We start from the raw sequence: 20,324 nt of genomic DNA, 5'->3' as shown, positions 1-20,324 counted from the left end.
GCAGCTCAGGTCAGCCGGGCAGACGCCAACTCGGCACCGCGCGTGAGGCTTTCGAGCTTGGCCCACGCGATCTGCGGATGAATACGACCACCGAGTCCGCAGTCCGTCGACGCGACGACGTTCTCCGGTCCGACCAGCGTCGCGAAACGCTCGATCCGGTCGGCGACGAGTTCGGGATGCTCGACCACATTGGTCGCGTGACTGACGACGCCCGGTGCGATCTTCTTCCCTTCGGGAAGTCTGACGTCTTGCCAGATCTTCCACTCGTGCTCGTGTCTCGCGTTGGCGCCCTCGAATGAGTATGTGCCCGCGTTGATCTCGAGCATGAGGTCGACGAGGTAACGGAACTCCAGGTCGGTGGTGTGCGGCCCGTGCCAGCTTCCCCAGCACAGGTGGAAACGCACCTGCTCGGCCGGAAATCCCCGCAGCGCGTGATTGAGCGCCTCGACGCGAATGCGGGTGAATGCGAGATAGTCCTCGATCGTCGGTTCCGGGTTGATCTGGTCCCAGTTCTCCGCGATCGACGGATCGTCGATCTGCAGGATGAGGCCCGCGTCGATGATCGCCTTGTACTCCTCGCGCATCGCGTCGGCACAGGCCCAGATGAACTCTTCCTCGGTCGCGTAGTAGTCATTGCCGATCCGCGATGCCGAGCCAGGCGACAGCGAGGTGATGAATCCGGCCTTCTGATCCGATTCGGCAAGCGCCGCGGTGAAATTCGCGATATCGGCGGCTATCGCATCGTGTCCTGTGTAGGTGACCGGACCGGTAGCAGTCGGGAACAGCGCCCCACGCTCGCCCACCGCGATACCGCTGTCCGGATCGTGATAGGCGTCGGCGAAGATCGTCCAGTCCCGACGATCCGGGAAGGTCGTGAGTCTGACGTGGCCCGGCGTCGAACGTTTCGGTTCGTCGGCGAACGGACCGCCGTCGGTCAGCTCAAGGCCACCGAGCCGGTTGAACGAATACGACCACCAGGCACCGTAATCGACGTTGCTGGACATCGATTTTCCGTATTCGCCGTCACCGGGAATCGTGATCCCCAGATCGACCTGGCGCTTCACCAGGGCGGCGACCTCGTCGGCGAGCAACGACTCGAAGTCTGCGCTTGTGTGGAGTTCGAGTCCGTCGGCTGACTCCTGGCGCGCCTTGTTGGCCTCGACGAGTCGCGTCGTACGGGGAAGACTTCCTGCCTGGGACGTGGCTATACCAGTCATCGGGTTACTGCACACTTTCGATCGGTTCGGATGGCGTCCGCCCTACGACCACGTGTGCACGCCCATGAACCCTTATCTGCAAGAGCCCCACCCGCAACCGGGTAGTCGGAGTGCCGCGCGCTCATCCTCGAGGCGGACAGACCGCCGGATACGGCGTATCCGGCACAGCGGCAGGTGATCGGACTCGTCGACGCGTACTCGCCGTCGACTCACCGTTGCGGGACAGTCCCGGACTCACACCGGGTTCCCCTCGACACATCGCGGTGTCTCGTCGTCCGCCCACACGTCGGGGCTCCACACGGCGGAACGGACGAACCGACTGTTCTCCGAGGCTATCCGACAGCCAGGCAGCTCGGTGAACGCGGGTCGCGCCGGAACAGTCGGGTGCCGCTGGGCACCCGACTGTTCACGACCCAGGGCATGTGCCCGATTACTTCGGTGGCATCCGGATGCCGCCGTCGACGCGGACGACCTCGGCGTTCATGTACGAGTTGCTGACGAGTTCGATGACCATCGACGCCAGCTCGTCCGGCTCGCCCAGACGCTTCGGGAACAGGACGTTCTTGCCGAGATTGGCCTTGAACGCATCCGAGTCGGGGCCCGACCCGTAGATCGGGGTGTCGATCAGACCGGGTGCGACGGTGTTGACGCGGATGCCGACGGCCGACAGGTCGCGGGCGACCGGGAGCGTCATGCCGACAACGCCGCCCTTCGACGACGAGTAGGCGGCCTGGCCGATCTGACCGTCGAATGCCGCGACACTGGCCATCGAGACGATGGCGCCGCGCTCACCTGTCTCTGTGGGCTCGAGCCGACTCATCGCGGTCGCAGCCAGACGGATCGCATCGAAGGTGCCGATCAGATTGATCGCGATGACCTTCTTGTACGCGTCGAGATTGTGCGCGGAGGCGAACTCGCCGTCCTTGCCGATGGTGCGCTGCGCCCAACCGATACCCGCCGAGTTGACCAGCACACGCAGGGGCCCGAGTTCACTCGCCTGGTTGACCGCGGTCTCGATCTCGGCGGTGTCGGTGACATCGACCGAGACGAACTCTCCGCCCACCTCTTTGGCCAGCAGTCCGCCCTTGTCGGCGTTGAGGTCGGCGACGACGACCTTCGCGCCCTTGGCGGCCAACTGGCGAACCACTGCGGCGCCGATGCCCGACGCCCCACCCGTCACGATTGCACTTGCTCCATTGATATCCACACCGGTCAGCCTACGACGGGATGTGTCGGGGATAACAGAGGGGCCGAGCGATCGCTCGGGGTGTCGGGCCGATGTCAGACGCAGCGAACCGTCGGCTCGGGGTCGTACTTGACGGTCCGTGTGTGCCTGCTGATCTCGTTGCCGCTCGCGGCGTCGGTGATGACCCGCGTGTTCGACGTCGTGAAACCACGAATCCCGGTGGCGGCCATACAATCCTGACCGCCCGGCAACTCGACGACCGCGGGCGAGGTGTACGCGTACCGATCGCCGGTGATCGATTGAACGTCGACGGTCTTGGTGCTCCACATCCGTACGGTCACCGACGACGGGGTCCAGTTGGTCTCGATGAGAATCCCGTTGCGCGTGTTGTTGCGGAAGACGAGGTCGATCGCGCCCTCGAAGACCGTCGCCTCGCGCGCTTCGGGGTACCGCGAGATGTAGTAGCTGTGCTCGGTGTGGTCGACGTCCTCGAGTCCCGCGAAGTACGAGGCGTTGTAGAGCGTCGTCGCAAACTGTGAGATCCCACCGCCGACCGCCTTCGACGGCCTGCCGTGGTCGATGATCGTCGACGTGACGTACCCCTGAGCCTCACCCCGCGGACCGGTGTAGGAGTTGAGCGAGAACGATTCACCGGGCAGCACCACCGCGCCGTCGACCTCGTGGGCCACGAGCCTGATGTTCTCGCCCGACGCCGACGAGAAGTCGCCGGTGGTGAACTCCGAGACCACCTCGTCGACGCCGAGGCTCTTCGCCTTCGCCGTCGTCAACTTCGGCTTCCGCACCTGATACGTCGCGTCGACCGCATCGGGGCGGTCGTCGGCAAGCGCGGCGTCGACGATGGTCTGCGTCGTCTTCCGCCAGTCGATTCGTGCACCGTCGCGCGCGGGCACCACCTCAGGACTGCCACCGCTCAGCCGGAATGTCGCGTCGACGGGGGCTCGCTCCGTGCGTCCTAGATCGGCGCCGACGCGAGTCGCCACCACCTTCTCGTCTGCGCGCGGGACGAGTCCGCCGTGGCCGTCGGCCTCGAATCGCAGGATCGCGCCGAGGTCCTCGGGACTCAACCGCTTCCGCGCGCCCTCGACGCCCGACACCGCAAGCGACTCCGACGTCGCGCGCGCCGCCGGGCCTTCGACCGTGCGTCGAACGGTCTCTGCCGACACCGTCGGTGAGAACGGTTCCATCGGCAGGTCGATGGGGGCGTCACCGTCGAGCCAGCGGTCGGCCAGGACCTGCGCGGCGCGATCGCGTACGACACGCAATCCCTGACTCGGCATCTCGGGGACCGGGGTTGCGCCGCGGTAGCGCACGCCACCCTCGACCGCAGCCTTCTCCAGTTCGTCCCTGCGCGCATCGAGCGCAGCTGCGAAACGGGTGCGGTCGACCCGGACGACCGGCGTGACGTCGTGCGAACGTCCGAAGAGCGCTGTGACACGGTCCCAGAGGGTGCGCGGTTGCCGCATGAGGCGGTCGGTGGTCGCCTCGGCGTCGAAGCTCAGGCCGAGTTCGTGTGGTGCCACCGTCTGACTTCCCGAGGGAGTCCGGATCGTGACGGGTCGGACGGCGCGCTTCTGGAGCTCCGCGACGGCAGGGGCCAGTTGGGTACGAGAGAGGTTTCCGACCTCGAGACCCGCGGTGGTCGCACCGCGAGCCGTGTGCGACTGCGTCGCGACCAGATCGCCGGCCAACACGAGAGTTGTGAGAAGCGCCACAGCCACGACCGCACGCGCGCCGACACGTCGCCGACGTGCGGGGCTGGAGATCACGGTGTCAGTCATACAGGACAATTCGGGCGCGGGCGAAACGGACTCCGCGGACTGCGCCAGGGTGGCGTGTACGGAAAAACCGTAACCGACCTGGGAAAAACAGGCGCTCCGGTCGAGCTGTCGGGTCGGGGGTCTGACAGCTCAACCGGAGCTAACACGTATATCTACCCTGCGTTCCGATTCGTTACACGCGGTTGGGAAACCTTTGACCGAACCGACGGGAACGGCAGATCACGAGCGGCTCAGCCCTCGATGATCGCCGTCACGCCCTGGCCACCGGCGGCACAGATCGAGATGAGCGCCCGACCGCCACCGTTCGCCTTGATCTGCTTGGCGGCCTGGGCGACGATCCGACCACCGGTCGCGGCGAACGGGTGCCCTGCGGCGAGCGAGGAGCCGTTGACGTTGAGTTTGCTGCGATCGATCGGCCCGAGCGCGGCGTCGAGGCCGAGGCGCTCCTTGCAATACTCTTCGCTCTCGAACGCCTGCAGCGTCGCGAGCACCACCGAGGCGAACGCCTCGTGGATCTCGTAGAAGTCGAAGTCCTGCAGCGTCAGTCCGTTGCGCTTGAGGAGTCGCGGGATCGCGTAGGTCGGCGCCATGAGCAGTCCGTCCGGGCCGTTGACGTAGTCGACGGCGGCGGTCTCGGAATCGACGAAGTAGGCCAGAACCGGCAGCCCCTTCTCCTGGGCCCACTCGTCGGACGAGAGCAGCACGGTCGACGCACCGTCGGTGAGCGGCGTCGAATTGCCCGCGGTCATGGTGGCGTCGCCGAACGAGACACCGAAGACCGGCTTGAGCTTGGCGAGCTTCTCGACGGTCGAGTCTCCGCGGAGGTTCTGGTCGCGGATCAGCCCCTGGTAGGGGGTGATCAGGTCGTCGAAGAATCCGGCGTCGTACGCAGCTGCCATCTTCTGGTGGCTCGCTGCGGCGAGTTCGTCCTGATCGGCACGCTTGATGCCGAACTCCTTGGCGGTGATGGCCGCGTGCTCGCCCATCGACATGCCGGTGCGCGGCTCGCCGTTCTTGGGGATCTCGATGCCGAGCTTCGGCAGCGCCTTCAGGATGCCGAGGACCTGATCCTTGGGCGAGCGTGCGCGGTTGACCTCGAGGAGTGAGAGGCGCAGATCCTCGGAGACACCGATCGGGGCGTCGGACGTGGTGTCGACGCCGCCACCGACCGCCACGTCGTAGCGGCCGCGGGCAATGCCGTCGGCGACAGCGGTGATCGCCTGCAGGCCGGTGCCGCAGGCCTGCTGGAGGTCGAAGGCGGGCGTGTAGGGCGAGAGCGCGGAACCGAGCACGCATTCGCGGATGAGATTGAAATCACGCGAGTGCTTCAGCACCGCGCCGCCGGCGACCATGCCGAGCCGCTCACCCTGGACGTTGAACCGGCTCACCAGCCCGTCGAGGGCCGCGGTGAACATGTCTTGGTTGCCGACCTTGGCGTATGCCTTGTCCTGGCGCGCGAACGGAATGCGGTTGCCGCCGAGGATCGCGACCGGGCGCTCGTCGCGGGTCTTGGGTGTGTAGGCCACTTGGATCTCCCAGGGATGAGGGTTGACACGTATAGCGTATTCTTACTCCAGAGTAAGTTAGATGTCGAACTGCTTCGGACCTCGAGAGGCCGTCGACAGCCAGACACCCACTGTTATTCACTCAGCTCTACGCCGAGCCGCACATCACGATCAGAGGAGATTCACGTGGCTTCCAACGGAACCGCCGGTCTGTATTCGAGTTTTGTCCATTCCGGCCCCGGATCGTTCATCGCCAAGCAGGCCGGACTCCCTGTGCCGCCCACGCTGCGTCGGTACAAGCCGTCCGAGCCGCCACTGCCGGGCCCCGTGCTGCTCGGCGGCACCGGTCGACTCGTCGAGCCGGTGCGCGAGATCCTCTCCACTCCTGACTACACCCTGATCCACAATGCGACCTCGGGTCGCAGCGCCGACAAGTACGGCGGCCTGGTCTTCGACGCCACGGGCATCACGAAGCCCGCCGACCTCAGCGCGCTCTACGAGTTCTTCGCGCCGGTCATGCGGTCGACGGCGGGCTGCGCACGATTCGTCGTACTGGGCACGACCCCCGAACTCATCTCCGATCCCGACGAGCACGTCGCACAGCGCGCACTCGAGGGCTTCACGCGTTCACTCGGCAAGGAACTGCTGAAGGGGTCGACCGTCCAGCTCGTCTACGTCTCCCCCGACGCCAAGACCGGTGTCACCGGGCTCGAGTCGACGCTGCGCTTCGTCCTGTCGGCCAAGTCGGCCTTCGTCGACGCCCAGGTCATCCGCGTCGACGCCGACGATTCGGTCGCGCCGTCGAATTGGGACAAGCCCCTCGACGGCAAGGTCGCGGTCGTCACCGGTGCCGCGCGCGGTATCGGTGCCACCATCGCCGAGGTCCTGGCCCGCGACGGCGCCCACGTCATCTGCGCCGACATCCCGGCTGCCGGGGAGGCACTCGCGCAGACCGCGAACAAGGTCAACGGCACAGCCTTCCCGCTCGACGTGAGCGCACCCGACGCCGGTGAGAAGCTGGCCGAGCACGCACTCGAACGTCACGGCGGCATCGACATCATCGTCAACAACGCAGGCATCACCCGCGACAAGCTGCTCGCCAACATGGACGAGGGTCGCTGGAACTCGGTGATCTCGGTCAATCTCGTTGCGCCGCAGTCGCTCGTGAACGCACTCGTCGAGAAGGATGCGCTGCGTTCGGGCGGTGCCGTCGTCGACGTGAGCTCGATCGCAGGTATCGCGGGCAACCGCGGTCAGACGAACTACGGCACGTCGAAGGCCGGCGTGATCGGACTCGTCGACGCGTACTCGCCGATCCTCAAGAAGAAGGGCATCACCATCAACGCGGTGGCCCCTGGCTTCATCGAGACCAAGATGACCGCGGCCATCCCGCTCGCCACGCGTGAGGCCGGTCGCCTGATGAGCTCCCTGCAGCAGGGTGGCCAGACCGTCGACGTCGCCGAGACCGTCGCCTACTTCGCCAACCCTGCGAGCAACGCCATCACCGGCAACGTGGTCCGCGTCTGCGGCCAGGGATTCCTGGGGGCCTGATGAGCAAGACGATCACACTCGACGGACCGCCGAGCACGCTCGACGTCTACTCGAAGGCTGTCACCGCAATGCTTCCGGTGATCGGCAAGGCGGGGCCGGTACGTCCCGATACGGCCCTACCCGACACGCGTTATCGCCTCGAGAACGTGCGGGTCGACCCCGAGCGGCTACATGCCTACACGCTCGCGACCGGGCAGCAGTTCGGCCCTGTGCTGCCGATCACGTACCCGTTCGTCCTGCAGTTCCCGCTGGCGATGAAGATCATGACCGACGCCGACTTTCCTTTCGGCGCAGTCGGTTCGGTGCATCTGGAGAACACCGTCGAGCGGTTCCGGCCGATCGGCGTCGACGAGCCGCTGACCATCGAGACACACGCGGAGAATCTGCGCGAACATCGCAAGGGCATCCTCGTCGACATGGTGTCGGAGTTCAGCGTCGGTACCGAGCCGGTCACCCGCCAGGTGGCGACGTTCCTCTCGCAGCAACGCACCAGCCTGTCCGATGAACCGCGCGGACCCGCGCCGCGCGAGCAGGCTCCGCCACCGCCGAATGCGGTTCTGGCAGTCGATCTCGGACGCATCCGCGAGTACGCAGCTGCATCTGGCGACCGCAACCCGATCCACATGAGCGATCTGAGCGCCAAGGCCTTCGGGTTCCCCAAGGCTATCGCCCACGGGATGTGGAGTGCCGCAGCGGCGATCGCGAATGTCGAGGCACAGCTGCCCGACCATGTCACCTACACCGTCAAGTGGGGCAAGCCGATCCTGCTACCGGCGAAGATCAACCTGTACGTCCGGCGCATCGACGGGGTGGGCGGCAAATCGTCCGGCAACTTCGACATCTCGATCCTCCACCGGCGCAAGGGGTATCCGTACCTGACCGCCACCACGCGCGGCGACTGAGGAGAGCAAGCCCCCTGCACAGCGCTGCCGCCCACACTCTGGAACGTGTGGGCGGCAGTGCCGCTTTCAGGCCGTTGTCTCTGAGGGTGTCGTCTCCTCGCCGTCGGCGACGTGATCACTACCGACGCCCTTCAAACCGCGCCAGGTGATGCCCACGAGGAGGTCGGTGGCCGTGTCGATGTCGACGTCGCCCTCCGAAATGCGGTCGGCAACAGCCTCTCCCGCGCCGACGAGAGCGACGGCGGTCAGCTCGAAGTCGATATCGCTGGCGCCCTCGATGGTGGTTCCGCGACGGATCAGTTCGGCAACCATGTCGGTGACGCGATCGCGGCTGTCGCGCACGATCTGTGCGAAATTGGCCGTGCCGATCGCCACGCGATAGAGCACCTTCCACGACTGCCGGTGCTCATCGACGTACCCCAGGAACTCGCGGACCACCGTGCGTGCCTGATCCCGCTGGCGCAGTGTGGGGTCGAAGCCGACGGCCATCGCGTCGATGAACCTGCCGGACTCACGCGCGATACATGCGCTGAACAGTTCGTCCTTGGACCCGTAGTACAGGTAGAGCATCGGCTTGCTGATCTGCGCCTCGGCAGCGATCGAATCCATCGACGCCTCGCGAAAGCCATTCTCCGAGAACACCTTGACCGCGGCGTCGAGCATCTGTTGCTCACGAACCGCGCGTGGGAGCCGCTTGGTTCCGCCTGCCATCGTTCATCTCCTTTGCGACGCCGCGAACGTCGAGTATCCACAAACCTTACCAGTGGGTAAGTTTCTGCGGTGCCCGAACCCGGTTCCCTCGGCCCGATTCGCGGTGCTGAAGGCGGACCGCGCGGTCAGCAGTGCAGCACGCCCTTCGCACGCAGGATGCGCACCACGGAGCGGTCGACGCGGGCCTGCGTGAGTGTTCCGGCAGACACGGCGCGCTGCATGGCGTCGAGAACGGCGGAAACGCGGTCGGTGGTGATCCACAGCGCGATGTCGCCGCCCGCCTTGATCGACATCAGGGCCGCCTGCTCGATGGGGTACCGCTCGCTGATCGCCGCCATGCCCGAAAGGTCGTCGGAGAAGATGACGCCGTTGAACGCCGGGCCCCCGTACGGCTTGCCCGTCCGCAGCATGGTCATCGCGCGCGGACTGATACTCGACGGGGTCTCCGCGCCGGTCAGCCCGGGAACGATCAGGTGCCCGACCATCACGCCTGCGTTGCCCGGGTTGCGGAGAAGCGTCTTGTACGGCACGAGGTCGCTGGTGATCAGCGACGACAGCGGCGGTGTCCGCACCACGCCGGTGTGCGAGTCGCCCGAGCCGTGTCCGTGGCCGGGGAAGTGCTTGTAGACCGGCATGATGCCCGCGTCCTCGAGGCCGGCGGCGAAGGCGCCCGCATACTCGGCGACCACCTGCGGATCGTTGCTGAACGAACGGTCGCCGATCACCTCGTCGGCACTCTCGTCACTCACATCCGCGTCCGGAGCGAAGTCGACGGTGATGCCCAGCTTCTTGAGTTGTCGGCCGACCGACGCCGCCACGGCGCGTACCTGCGCGGGCGTCTTGGTCTGGGCCAGTTCACGTGCCGAGGGGCTGTCGATGCCCAGCGACGACAGACGCGACACGCGACCGCCCTCCTGGTCGACGGTCACCATCAGCGGGATGGGCTGCGAACGCGACAGCCGCGAGGCCGCGCCGCTGGTCAGGATCGACTTGTCCGTCCAGCTTCCGACGAAGATGCCGCCGATGTGTTCGCGCTGCACCACCTGCGTTGCGTCGGCGGTTCCCGTCACACCGACGACGATGAGCTGAGCGAGCTTCTGACGCAACGTCATTCGTGACAGTTCCGGCGCGCCACAGCCGTTGGCCACCGCCTCCGGCGCCGCAGCCGATGACGCCGCACTGCTCGTCGACGAATGAGTCGACGCGTACGCGGACGTCACCGAGGATCCGCCACCGGAGGAGCCTGTCTGGCATGCCGTCAGCGTTGCGGCGACAGCGAGCACGATGCCGGCCGTACGGACACCTGCGAAACGTCGTCGATCAAGGCGCATGTATCGAGTCTGGCATGTACGATTTCCCCATGGCTGCGGGGTCGTCACCCTCCCCCACCGGCCCACATGGCCCCGGTGGAGCTGGTAAGCGCGAGAAGGTCACATCCGGTGAACCCGACCACGGGCAGACACTGATGATCGCCTATGACGGCTCTCCCAACGCCGATCGCGCCATCCGCTACGCCGCACATTTCCTCCGCGCCCGCATGGCCCACGTGGTCACCGCCTGGGAGCCGGGCGCGATGAGCGCGCCCCGGGTGTCGTCACTGGCCGCAGGGATGCAGCCGTATCTGGACACGAGAGCAGAGATCGAGGTCGACGAGGCGCTCGAACGCGAGGCCGTCGACACCAACGCGCGCGGCGTCGCACTCGCCACCGAGTGCGGGCTGCAGGCCACGGGAACGCTGGTCGAAGCCGATTCGACGGTATGGGCAGCGCTCATCTCCGCTGCCGACTCCCTCGACGTCGACCTGTTGGTCACCGGTACCCGCGGCGCCACCGGCTTCAAGGCCCTGCTGCGCTCGTCCGTCGCCGAGCGGGTACTCAAGCACTGTCACCGGCCTGTCTTCGTCGTTCCGGCGAAGTGCGAGTCGCAGCCACGCCCGGAGATCACCATCTGACCTCGCCGCGTGAAATGGTAGTTTCGTCCGCATGCGCAACAACCGCCTGATCGCCGGTGCCGTGGCCGGTATCGCCGGCATCCTCGTCGGCCTGGGTGCGGTCTTCCTCGGCGGAGCGATCGCGTCGGAGAACAGTCCGTCGACCGACGTCAACAACATCAACCCCAACAGTGGCTTCGTCCAGGGGTCTGTCGACTACGGCTCGCGCCAGACCGCCGACGACAAGTGAGCGCACCTCGCAACTGAGAACTCTCGACCGCGCAGCGGAGAAGCAAGTAGGCCGACGCGGCGTCGGCGTCGTCTTTCTCGTGGCGCTGATCGTCAGCCTGCTGCAGTCGCCGGGACGGATCTCGGCCGACACCAAACTCGACCTCACCGCCAACCCGCTCGGCTTTCTGGCCAGGGCAGCCCACCTGTGGACGCCCACGGCGCCGATGGGCCAGGTACAGAATCAGGCATACGGATACTTCTTCCCGCACGGCGCGTTCTTCGCGGCAGGCGAGCTGGCGCACATCCCGCCGTGGATCACCCAGCGTTTGTGGTGGGCGATCCTCCTGACGGTCGGGTTCGTGGGCATCGTGCGGCTGGCCGAACTGCTCCGGATCGGCTCACCCGGTTCACGATTTCTCGCCGCTCTGGTCTTCGTGCTCAGTCCACGGGTCCTGACGACGCTGGGTTCGATCTCGTCGGAGACACTGCCGATGATGCTCGCGCCGTGGGTGTTGATCCCGGTCGTCCGCGCACTCGACGCCGATCGGGGATCGCCCTATCCGCTGTGGCGTGATGCGTGCCGATCGGCGGTCGCCGTTGCGCTGATGGGAGCAGTGAACGCCGTCGCCACGATGGCCGCGCTCGGGGTCGCCGTCGTGTGGTGGGCTCTCTCGATCGCGTCGGCCCGCACACCTGGTTCGTCCGGGCAGAGCGCCACGACCAGTCATCGCACACGCGCTCTTCGTTTCGGCGCGGCGTGGGCCGGGGGGCTCGTGCTCGCGTGCGCGTGGTGGGCGGTGCCGCTGCTGATCCTCTCGCGCGTGTCACCGCCTTTCCTCGACTTCATCGAATCCTCGCGCGTGACAACGCAATGGACATCGCTCACCGAGGTTCTGCGCGGAACGAGTTCGTGGACGCCATTCGTCTCGCCCGAGCGTGTCGCGGGGGCCGTGTTGACCACACAACCGGCCGCGGTGCTCGCCACCGGAACACTCGCGGCAGCAGGGCTTGCCGGACTGTGCATGCGACGCATGCCGTTTCGCGGTCGGTGGGTGACCATCCTCGTCGTCGGCCTCGTACTGATGTGCGTCGGCTATGCGGGCGGATGGGGATCACCGATCGCCGAACCGGTGCGCGTCTTCCTCGACGGCCCCGGCGCTTTTCTCCGCAACATCCACAAGTTCGAGCCGTTCGTCCGGATCCCCCTGGTACTCGGGTTCGCTCACCTTCTCGCCCGCGTGCCATTACCCGGCACAGCCTCGCTTCCAGAGACGTTCTCCGCGTTCGCCCATCCGCAGCGCTCGCGCCCGGTCGCTGCGACGATGGTGCTCGTCGTCGCCCTGATCGGCGCGGGGTCGCTGGTGTGGACCGGGCAACTCGCCCCAGACGGCACCTACCGGTCCATCCCCGGATACTGGCAGCAGACAGCCGACTGGTTACGCGAGCACGCCAACGCCGAGGACACCGGTGCCGCCGACGATGCGGACGGCGCAGCCCATCCCGGGCGGGCCCTCGTCGTTCCCGGTTCCCCCTTCGCCGACCAGCTGTGGGGACTGACCCGCGACGAACCCCTCCAGCCGCTGTCGACGACGCCCTGGTCGGTGCGCGACGCGATCCCGCTGACCCCTCCGGGCACCATCCGGGCCATGGACTCGGTCCAGCGCGACATCGCCGCAGGGCGATCGTCTCCCGGCCTGGCCGCGACACTGGCAGGGCAGGGCATCGACTTCGTGGTCCTCCGAGCCGATCTCGACCCCGAGACGTCACGGTCGGCCCGTCCACTGCTGGCTCAACAAGCACTGACGGGCTCGCCAGGGTTGCGACGCGTCGCGATCTTCGGGCCGCGCGTCGGCCCGCCGTCGGCACGTGATGTGGTGCGTGACAACGGGTTACGTCCTGACATGCCCGCGATCCAGATCTTCGCCGTCGAGCACGCCGGCGGCGCGGATGTGGCGGCGTTCCCCGGCACCGGACCGGTCCTGACCGACGCCGGGCACGCCACGAGAATCTCCGGTGGACCGGAATCGGTTGCCGCGGTGCAGGATCTGCGCTCGCGACTCGGGATGGCACCATTGGGTCCCTCGATCCTCTCCGCCGATGCCCGTCGCGCAGATCTCGGCCCGGCACCTGTGGTCGTGACCGACACCCCCGCCGACCGCGAGACCGACTTCGGACGCGTCGACGATCACAGCTCGGCCGTCCGTGCGCCCGGTGATGCGCGCCGGACGCATAATGCGGCGCCGGACTATCCGGTCGACGGGCAGCCACTCGTCGAGGGCCAGTGGCTCCTCGACAACGCACCCGGCGAAGTGTCGGTCTCGACCTCCGGCTCGGCATCGGACGCCACGCAGCCCGGCCAGACCTCACCCGCCAACTCCCCGGCCGCAGCGTTCGATGGTGATACGGCGACGGCGTGGGCCAGCAGCGGGTTGTCATCCGCGGTCGGACAGTGGCTGCGACTCGACTTCACCCGTCCGCGAAGCGATCTCGCCATCCGCCTGACCACCGCCAAGGCGCTGGGACCCGACGTGTCGTCGATTCTGATCTCCACCGAGGCGGGCACGACCGTTGCGCAGGGCGTCAAACCGAACAAGCCCGTGACGGTGACGGCTCCGAGCGGTGCGACCCGCTGGGTCTCGATCCGTGCGATCAGCACCGAGAACGGTACTGCCGGAAACCAGTTCGCGCTCGGCGAGGTCGGCCTCACCGACCTCTCGTCTGGTATGCCCCTGACCATCCGGCACCGCGTCGTGCTGCCGGCGCTGAGCTCCGACACAACGGTATCGAGCTGGGTGCTCTCCCAGGAGCTCTCGGGGCGGTCGAGTTGCCTTCTCGACAACACCCCGGGCAGTGCGCACTCGTCCGCCACGGACGTCGTCAGATGCGCCGGCGGCCTGGGACTCTCACCCGAGACGCCGGGGGTGATGACGCGGGCACTATCGGTTCCCCGCCAGACCACTGTCGCGCCCGTGATGGTGCTGCGCCCGAGACCAGGTGACGGGCTCAACGCCTTGCTGGCTCGACCGGGAGCCGTGACCGCGCGGGGCCCGTCCGCGGTGTCGGACCCCCGCGGGTCTGCGCAGGCCGCGGTCGACGGCGATCCGACAACAGTCTGGACCGCTCGCGACGACGACAGGCCCGGCCGTACCTCACGGCCCCGACTCGACATCTCCCTCCCCGCTGCCCAACGCGTCGAGCGCCTGCGCCTCGTCGTGCCGCGCGACTACCCCGCGGCACCGACGCGGGTGTCGGTCGATCTCGGCGACGGGCCACAGGAACACACGGTGACCGGCGACGGCGTCGTCGAGCTGAAACCAGCCGTGACCGACCACATCTCGTTGACCGTGCTCGAACGGCGCGACCTCATCGACGTCAACAGCCTCGGCTTCACCAGCACCGCACCGACCGGGATCGCCGAGGTCGAGGTGGAACCGAGACCGACAGCGCAGGCGACCGACGACGACCGCCCGATCTCCGTGGGATGCGATGGCGGCGTGGGGATCACGGTGTCCGGCCAGGTGATCGGCATGCAGATCACGACGACCGCCGGCGCGCTACGCAGCGGTGAGCCGGTCGTCGCACGTCCCTGTACGCCCACCGTGCAGCTCGGCGCGGGAGAACAGGAACTGTCGGCCAATCCGGGCAGCGCATTCACCGTCGACACCGTCGGACTCGACGCCGGTGGCGGGTACGGCACGTCGGCGACGTCGGAGGGTGGTGCCGGACGAGCAGCGGCGACTACGCAGCCGCGCGTGCTGACCTGGTCGGCGACGTCGCGTTCGGTGCACGTCGATGCCTCCGACACACCTCGGCTGCTCGTCGTCCCGGAGAGCGAGAACCCCGGGTGGCGCGCGCGGCTGGGGACGACCGAGCTTCAGCCGGTCGTGGTGAACGGCTGGCAGCAGGGGTACCGGGTACCTGCCGGAGCGTCGGGGACCGTTGCTCTCGAGTTCCGTTACGACTCGCCATACCGTTGGGCGTTGCTCATCGGATTCGTGATGCTCGCACTGCTCTTCGTGGCCGCGCTCTGGCCTGCCCGCAGTCGCCGCGAGCCGGACGCTGCGACGCAGTCACCCGGCCCGATGTCCACACCGCTCGTGGTGCTTGCCGGTGTGGGCTGGCTGTCGATGTCCTGGCTGCTGGCGGGCTGGTGGGGCCTGGTGGCCTCGGTGGTGGTCGGTGCTGTCGTCGCGGTGCTGCGACCGAAGGCGCGAGTGGTGCTGACGTTTGTGTCGATGATGGGCGCGACAGTCGGCCTCGCAGCGGGGCCGTGGCATGCCGACGCGGGCTACAACGGGTTCGCGTGGTGGGTTCAGCTACCGGCGTTCGTCGCGGTGGCCAGTGTGGTCTCCTCGGCACTTGTCGCAGTGGCTCCGGGCCCGCCGTCGTCGGACTCGCCGTCACCAGCGCTCTCCCGATGGCTGCGCACGGCACGCGCCGCTTCTCGACGCCGCGATTCGTCTCGGCCCGATTCTTCCTGACGCCGCAACTCCTCTCGATGGCGCGACTCTCGACGACGCAGCCGGTCGCGCGACGGCTCCTCGACGAAGGCGTAGCTCGCCGCGGCGATCCCGATGCTGAGGATGGCGGTGATGAGCCAGACCACCGCGGTGTGGCCGGTGAACGGCACGATCCCGAACAGCCCGAACACCACCGCGAGCACGGCGACGTGCCAGATGAAGATGCCGTACGACCACCTCCCGAGTGCGAGCATCGGTGGCGAGGTGAGGACGGGGAATGGCCGATCGGAGAATCGGGCGCCGATCCCGCGCGTTCCGTCCGAACAGATCAGCGGGGCGAGGAGCGCGAAGCCGCAGATCGCACCGAGTGCCATCTTCACCGCGAACTGCCACGGGGCGAGCACGCCGAGTCCGGTGGGACCCGCGATGGGCGTGCATGCCAGGCCATAGGCGATGACGAAGACGACGAGCATCGAGCGGCGCCGTGACCCGATCGCCGCGACCACACGAGTGAATCGGGTCGCGCTGCCCAGTTCGTCGGCGCCCGCCACCTCGGCGAGTATCAGCCCCGCGACGAACCACGGCAGATGTCCGACGACCCAGTTCGTCGGTTCGACCCCGTCGGGTGTCGGGAGGAACTCGGCGATCCACCCCCACGACAGACTCACCGCACCGAGCGCGAGCAACACCGGGATGCGTGCGGCGACGCTGCGACCGCGCAGGGCGAACAGGACCAGGCCGAGTAGCGGCAGCAGCAGATAGAAGGCGACCTCGACCGACAGGCTCCACATCTGGGTCAGGCCCGCGGTCAACGACAGTGGCACGAACACCTGCGTGAGCGTCAGATTGGCCAGCCACACCGTCGCATCCGCCCCCTGCGCCTCGGGCAGCAGTGTGAGGACGACGACGACCACAACCAGGTACGCGGGCCAGATGCGCACCACGCGGTGGCGAAGATAGCGGCGGATCGGCGGGTGCGGCGCGCGCGCCACACGATGTCCGTTCGACCAGCCGTGTGCGCTCGCCACCCAGGGCCGCCACAGCAAAAAACCCGACAGAGCGAAGAACAGGGCGACGGCCAGATCGAGACGGCCGAGGATCGGGCCGAGCACGGGCAGCCCGACGGCCCCGGTCTGGAAGGCGACGTGCGTGGTGAGCACTCCGAGCGCAGCCACCGCGCGCATGCCCTCGAGCTGAGGGAAGAATCGGCGCGCCGGTGTGCTCGGCGTCGTCGGTCCAGCTGGCATCAGACCAGAATACGGCCACCACGCCTGCGTCCCGAGGTCGAACAGTAGTGTCGTGCCCATGCCAGAGGCCCGGACCCCGAGCCCGTCAAGCCCGGACCCATCGACCCCGAGCCGCTTCACCACGGCCGACCTCATCGGCCCGACCCTCATCTTCCTCGGCGCATTCCTGATCGCGGTCACCATCGCGCTGCCTACGCTGTTCGTCGATCGGCTGCGCAGCATTCCGCTGAGCACCGACCAGACCACTGTCTCGACAGCGGGGATGTCCGACGACCGGCACGCGCAGATTCTCGACAGGTGCTCACTGAACACCCCGCGTGCTCGACTCCTCGACGCAACTCTTGTACGCCAGCAGCGCGTCGTCGCGGTGCGCCCTGCCGACTCGCGGAGGGTCACGCTGCAGGCGGGCGCGTCCGTGCAGGCCGACCGCATCTGGCTCGACGGGAAAGAAGCCGAGTCCGACGCCGCGCGCCCGGGCAGCGACGTTGCCCCTGCCGGAGGTGCCGACGCGTGCACCTCGCCGACGGTGTCGGCTGTCACCGACCGCATCACGCTGAACCGACGCTCCGCACTGCCCGACCTCGGCGCGGTCGACGGGGCGCGGGGCAACTCCGAGATCCAGTACGACGCCAACTCGGCGCCGGTCGCAGCGTCGGATCGACGTGGTTACACCTACGTGCTGCCCTTCGATCCACCGACGTCTGGCGCACAGTACTTCGACGTGACCACACGTCGAACCGTCCCGCTCGTCGATGCGGGACAGTCACAGGTCGGCGGTCGGACCGCGATCCGCTATCGCGCCGACATCCCCGACACCGACCTCGCCGCAATCGGCTCCGGAGCACCGGACGGCACCCCTGCCACGCGCATCACCCGTCCGGCGTCGTGGTTCGGCATCACCGGGGGCGACCCGGGCAGGCAGGTCACCGCGACACTGCATCATCGAGCGCGTTGGGACATCTCGGTCGACGCCGCGACCGGAGTGATCCTCGATGAGCGGGTCGACGTCGAGCAGACCTACCGCGTGGCGGGTACCGACACCGAGGACGCCGGAGCGTCGCTGACCAATCTGCGCGCGACCTTCGGCTTCGACGTGCCCACACAACGTGCGATGGCCGACACCGCCTCGTCGCTGGCCGGTCCCGTCGTCCTCTGGGGCCGGGTGGTGCCGTTGATCGCGGGCATCGTCGGGGTCCTCGCGCTGATCGCGGGCGCGGTGCTCACGTTCCCGGGTCGGTGGCAGCGCTGGGTCGACGATCACCGGCCCCGACGTCGAGGGCGTGGTGCGCGGCCGGATGCGAGACCTGAAGAGCCACAAGGGTCGTCGTGACCGCCGAGACGGTCGCCGCGACCGCGGTGATCACTGCCAGCGCAGTCACGCTGTGCCCGAGGAGCCCGATCGCGGCGGCCTCGACACCGAGGAACAGCCACGCGAGCGCCGAGATGCGCGTGCGGTCGTGTGCGATGGCCGCGAGCAGCCCCACCTGCAGCACCGAGAATGCGGCGCCGGTGTAGGCGAAGAGCCCGAGCAACCGGCTCAGTTGGCGATAGTCGTCGCCGATCAGCACGGGGAGCAACGGCCCGGCGAGTGCGCCGAGCACCGTGAGCATCAGGCCGATGGCGGCCACCACCCCGGCCGCTTGCCGCAGCGAACGACGTGACGTCGCCGGATCGGCGAGTCGTGGGTAGACGACGACGCCGACGGCCTGCGGCAGCCAGAAGGCGACCTTCGTCGCGATCGCACCGAAGGCGTACACCCCCGCCTCGCGCGGGTCGAGGACTGCCCTCGAGAGCAGCACGTCGAGCGAGACGGCGACGACGAGCACCAGTTGCACCTGCGAGGCGCGGATGACGGTGAGCAGGTTGGGGGCGGCCACAGTCGCCGTCGGCAGCGGCCCGGCCGACCTCGATGCCCCTGCGATTCCCCACACCACGACAGCAGCGACCGCTGTGCCGACGGCTCCAGCGAGCAGTCCTCCGGCCGGGCCTGCGCCCACGGCGAGCGCCGCGATCATCGGCGCAGTGCGCATGACTCCGACCGCAGCGAGGACGACGCCGAGTGTGCGGAATCGTCGGCGCCCCTGCAGGATGCCCTGCCCGCCGCCGATGATTGTGAGTAGCGGAGCCGCCGACAGCCCGGCAAGCGTCTGTGGCCACGACGTCGATGCCACGACCGAGACGACCGGGACGGCGACGGCGACGAGCGCAGCGACGGCAAGTGCACATCGCACGACGAGACCGCCTATCCGCCTGTCGCCGCCACCCGACGGCGCATCGCCGCGAGCCCGCACCACCTCGCGCGCGACCACGGCCTGCAGCGCGAGGGCCGGGACGGTCAACACCAACTGCGCCGACAGCAGGACGGCGAGTTCGCCGTATTCCGCGGGCCCCAGCCACCAGCGGCCCGCACCGAGATGCACGGCGTATGCGCAGACGTTGGCGAGCATCGAACCGACCGCCACCCACCCGACGGCACTGAAGGCGCCCTTCGGGACGCGATCAAGGGCGCCCTTCGGGCCGCGATCGAGGCCACCTATGGGTGCGCGGCCGGGAAGTGGGGAACGCACCATGTGGTCAAGTGTGCCTCTACGGTGTGGAACGATAGACACCGATGTATGACCAGAACACGCAGACCGACGTCGAGAGCGCCGACGTCGGCTTCCGCATCGACCCGGTTCTCGCGCGCAGTTGGCTGCTGGTCAACGGCGCCCAATCCAACCGGTTTGCGCAGGCAGCGCGGTCGCGCGCCGACATCGTGGTGCTCGACATCGAGGACGCGGTGGCGCCCAAGGACAAGCTCACGGCCCGCGACAACGTTGTGCGCTGGCTGACCTCCGAACCCGACACCGAACCGGGCATCGACGACGCAGCGCAGACGCCCGGCGGTGCGGGCGATTGGGTGCGGGTCAACGGCTTCGGCACCCCGTGGTGGGCCGACGACCTCGAGGCGCTCTCGGCGACCCCCGTCGGCGGCGTGATGCTGGCGATGGTCGAGTCCGTCGATCACGTCACCGAGACCGCCAAACGGCTACCCGATGTACCGATCGTCGCACTCGTGGAGACGGCACGCGGACTCGAACGCATCAGTGAGATCGCGGCGGCGAAGGGTACCTTCCGGCTGGCCTTCGGCATCGGCGACTTCCGCCGCGACACCGGCTTCGGCGACAACCCGATGACGCTGGCGTACGCGCGGTCTCGGTTCACCATCGCAGCCAAGGCCGCGCACCTGCCGAGCGCCATCGACGGGCCGACGGTCGGATCGAGTGCGCTCAAGCTCAGCGAGGCGACCGCTGTCAGCGTCGAATTCGGTATGACCGGCAAGATCTGTCTGACACCTGACCAGTGTGCGCCGGTCAACGAGGGCCTCACCCCGTCGATCGACGAGATCACCTGGGCGAAGGAGTTCTTCGCCGAGTTCGAGGCCGAGGGCGGCGAGATCCGCAACGGCTCGGACCTGCCGCGCATCGCGCGTGCGACCAAGATCCTCGACCTCGCCCGCGCCTACGGGGTGACCGGTACGGAGTACGAGGTCGACCCCGGCCACGCCTCGGCGCCGTCGGACACCTACCACTACTGAGTTCGGCC

The 20,324-nt window shown here is 67.9% G+C and carries 14 protein-coding genes, 1 pseudogene and 1 riboswitch; of the genes and pseudogenes, 7 read left to right on the top strand and 8 right to left on the bottom strand.

Going from position 1 to position 20,324, the window contains the following annotated elements; translation table 11 throughout:
* Window positions 1-5: 5 nt before the first annotated feature.
* The 4 genes from GOACH_RS19050 to GOACH_RS19035 all read right to left on the bottom strand — a co-directional run bounded on the left by GOACH_RS19050 (window position 6) and on the right by GOACH_RS19035 (window position 5,728).
* Complete coding sequence (locus GOACH_RS19050) at window positions 6-1,217, bottom strand: cobalamin-independent methionine synthase II family protein (RefSeq protein ID WP_005178343.1); 1,212 nt, start codon at window positions 1,215-1,217, stop codon at window positions 6-8.
* A gap of 152 nt (window positions 1,218-1,369) precedes the next feature.
* Window positions 1,370-1,515, bottom strand: a riboswitch (cobalamin riboswitch).
* A 132-nt stretch (window positions 1,516-1,647) separates the two neighbouring features.
* Window positions 1,648-2,424 carry an SDR family NAD(P)-dependent oxidoreductase gene (locus GOACH_RS19045; RefSeq protein ID WP_005178341.1) on the bottom strand — a complete coding sequence of 259 codons (777 nt, stop codon included), beginning with the start codon at window positions 2,422-2,424 and terminating at the stop codon, window positions 1,648-1,650.
* A gap of 74 nt (window positions 2,425-2,498) precedes the next feature.
* Window positions 2,499-4,202, bottom strand: coding sequence for a VanW family protein (locus GOACH_RS19040; protein WP_005178336.1), 1,704 nt, complete (start codon window positions 4,200-4,202; stop codon window positions 2,499-2,501).
* A gap of 230 nt (window positions 4,203-4,432) precedes the next feature.
* The gene (locus GOACH_RS19035) at window positions 4,433-5,728 is read right to left on the bottom strand and encodes an acetyl-CoA C-acetyltransferase (RefSeq protein ID WP_005178334.1); all 1,296 of its coding nucleotides are present in this window, start codon (window positions 5,726-5,728) and stop codon (window positions 4,433-4,435) included.
* Between the two features lie 165 nt (window positions 5,729-5,893).
* Here GOACH_RS19035 and GOACH_RS19030 point away from each other — a divergent pair, with 165 nt between their 5' ends.
* Window positions 5,894-7,258, top strand: a complete 1,365-nt coding sequence (locus GOACH_RS19030) for a 3-oxoacyl-ACP reductase (RefSeq protein WP_005178332.1) — start codon at window positions 5,894-5,896, stop codon at window positions 7,256-7,258.
* Entirely contained in the window at window positions 7,258-8,160 is a 903-nt protein-coding gene (locus GOACH_RS19025; RefSeq protein ID WP_005178330.1) for a MaoC family dehydratase, read from the top strand. The genes GOACH_RS19030 and GOACH_RS19025 overlap by 1 nt, the downstream gene beginning before the upstream one ends.
* A gap of 66 nt (window positions 8,161-8,226) precedes the next feature.
* Here GOACH_RS19025 and GOACH_RS19020 read toward each other — a convergent pair whose 3' ends face one another.
* Both GOACH_RS19020 and GOACH_RS19015 read right to left on the bottom strand, forming a co-directional pair.
* The gene (locus GOACH_RS19020) at window positions 8,227-8,871 is read right to left on the bottom strand and encodes a TetR/AcrR family transcriptional regulator (protein ID WP_005178329.1); all 645 of its coding nucleotides are present in this window, start codon (window positions 8,869-8,871) and stop codon (window positions 8,227-8,229) included.
* A gap of 125 nt (window positions 8,872-8,996) precedes the next feature.
* Window positions 8,997-10,202 (bottom strand): glycoside hydrolase family 3 N-terminal domain-containing protein, encoded by a 1,206-nt coding sequence (locus GOACH_RS19015; RefSeq protein ID WP_174320851.1) that lies wholly within the window; start codon window positions 10,200-10,202, stop codon window positions 8,997-8,999.
* Window positions 10,203-10,231: 29 nt separating this feature from the next.
* Between GOACH_RS19015 and GOACH_RS19010 the strand changes: the two genes are divergently transcribed.
* The 3 genes and pseudogenes from GOACH_RS19010 to GOACH_RS24375 all read left to right on the top strand — a co-directional run.
* A complete protein-coding gene (locus GOACH_RS19010; protein ID WP_373279113.1) occupies window positions 10,232-10,822 on the top strand; it encodes a universal stress protein in 591 nt (196 codons plus the stop codon).
* Between the two features lie 31 nt (window positions 10,823-10,853).
* Window positions 10,854-11,051, top strand: a complete 198-nt coding sequence (locus tag GOACH_RS19005) for a DUF2613 domain-containing protein (RefSeq protein ID WP_005178324.1) — start codon at window positions 10,854-10,856, stop codon at window positions 11,049-11,051.
* Window positions 10,993-14,472: pseudogene (locus tag GOACH_RS24375) on the top strand (alpha-(1->3)-arabinofuranosyltransferase domain-containing protein); the annotation flags it as partial. The gene GOACH_RS19005 and the pseudogene GOACH_RS24375, both read left to right, overlap by 59 nt.
* Window positions 14,473-15,344: 872 nt before the next feature.
* Here the strand turns inward: GOACH_RS24375 and GOACH_RS23490 are convergent.
* Window positions 15,345-16,739 carry an acyltransferase family protein gene (locus GOACH_RS23490; protein WP_005178321.1) on the bottom strand — a complete coding sequence of 465 codons (1,395 nt, stop codon included), beginning with the start codon at window positions 16,737-16,739 and terminating at the stop codon, window positions 15,345-15,347.
* Between the two features lie 58 nt (window positions 16,740-16,797).
* Between GOACH_RS23490 and pgfA the strand changes: the two genes are divergently transcribed.
* Window positions 16,798-18,069 (top strand): cell envelope lipid trafficking protein PgfA, encoded by a 1,272-nt coding sequence (pgfA, locus tag GOACH_RS18995; RefSeq protein ID WP_005178320.1) that lies wholly within the window; start codon window positions 16,798-16,800, stop codon window positions 18,067-18,069.
* Here the strand turns inward: pgfA and GOACH_RS18990 are convergent.
* On the bottom strand, window positions 17,960-19,186 hold the full coding sequence (locus GOACH_RS18990) for a polysaccharide biosynthesis protein (protein ID WP_005178319.1): 1,227 nt from the start codon (window positions 19,184-19,186) through the stop codon (window positions 17,960-17,962). The genes pgfA and GOACH_RS18990 overlap by 110 nt on opposite strands.
* Before the next feature lie 164 nt (window positions 19,187-19,350).
* Here GOACH_RS18990 and GOACH_RS18985 point away from each other — a divergent pair, with 164 nt between their 5' ends.
* Entirely contained in the window at window positions 19,351-20,316 is a 966-nt protein-coding gene (locus GOACH_RS18985; protein WP_005178318.1) for an HpcH/HpaI aldolase/citrate lyase family protein, read from the top strand.
* Window positions 20,317-20,324: the final 8 nt, after the last annotated feature.

The organism is Gordonia aichiensis NBRC 108223 (assembly GCF_000332975.1).
Classification (GTDB): domain Bacteria; phylum Actinomycetota; class Actinomycetes; order Mycobacteriales; family Mycobacteriaceae; genus Gordonia; species Gordonia aichiensis.
This window is presented reverse-complemented; position numbering and strand designations above follow the sequence as displayed.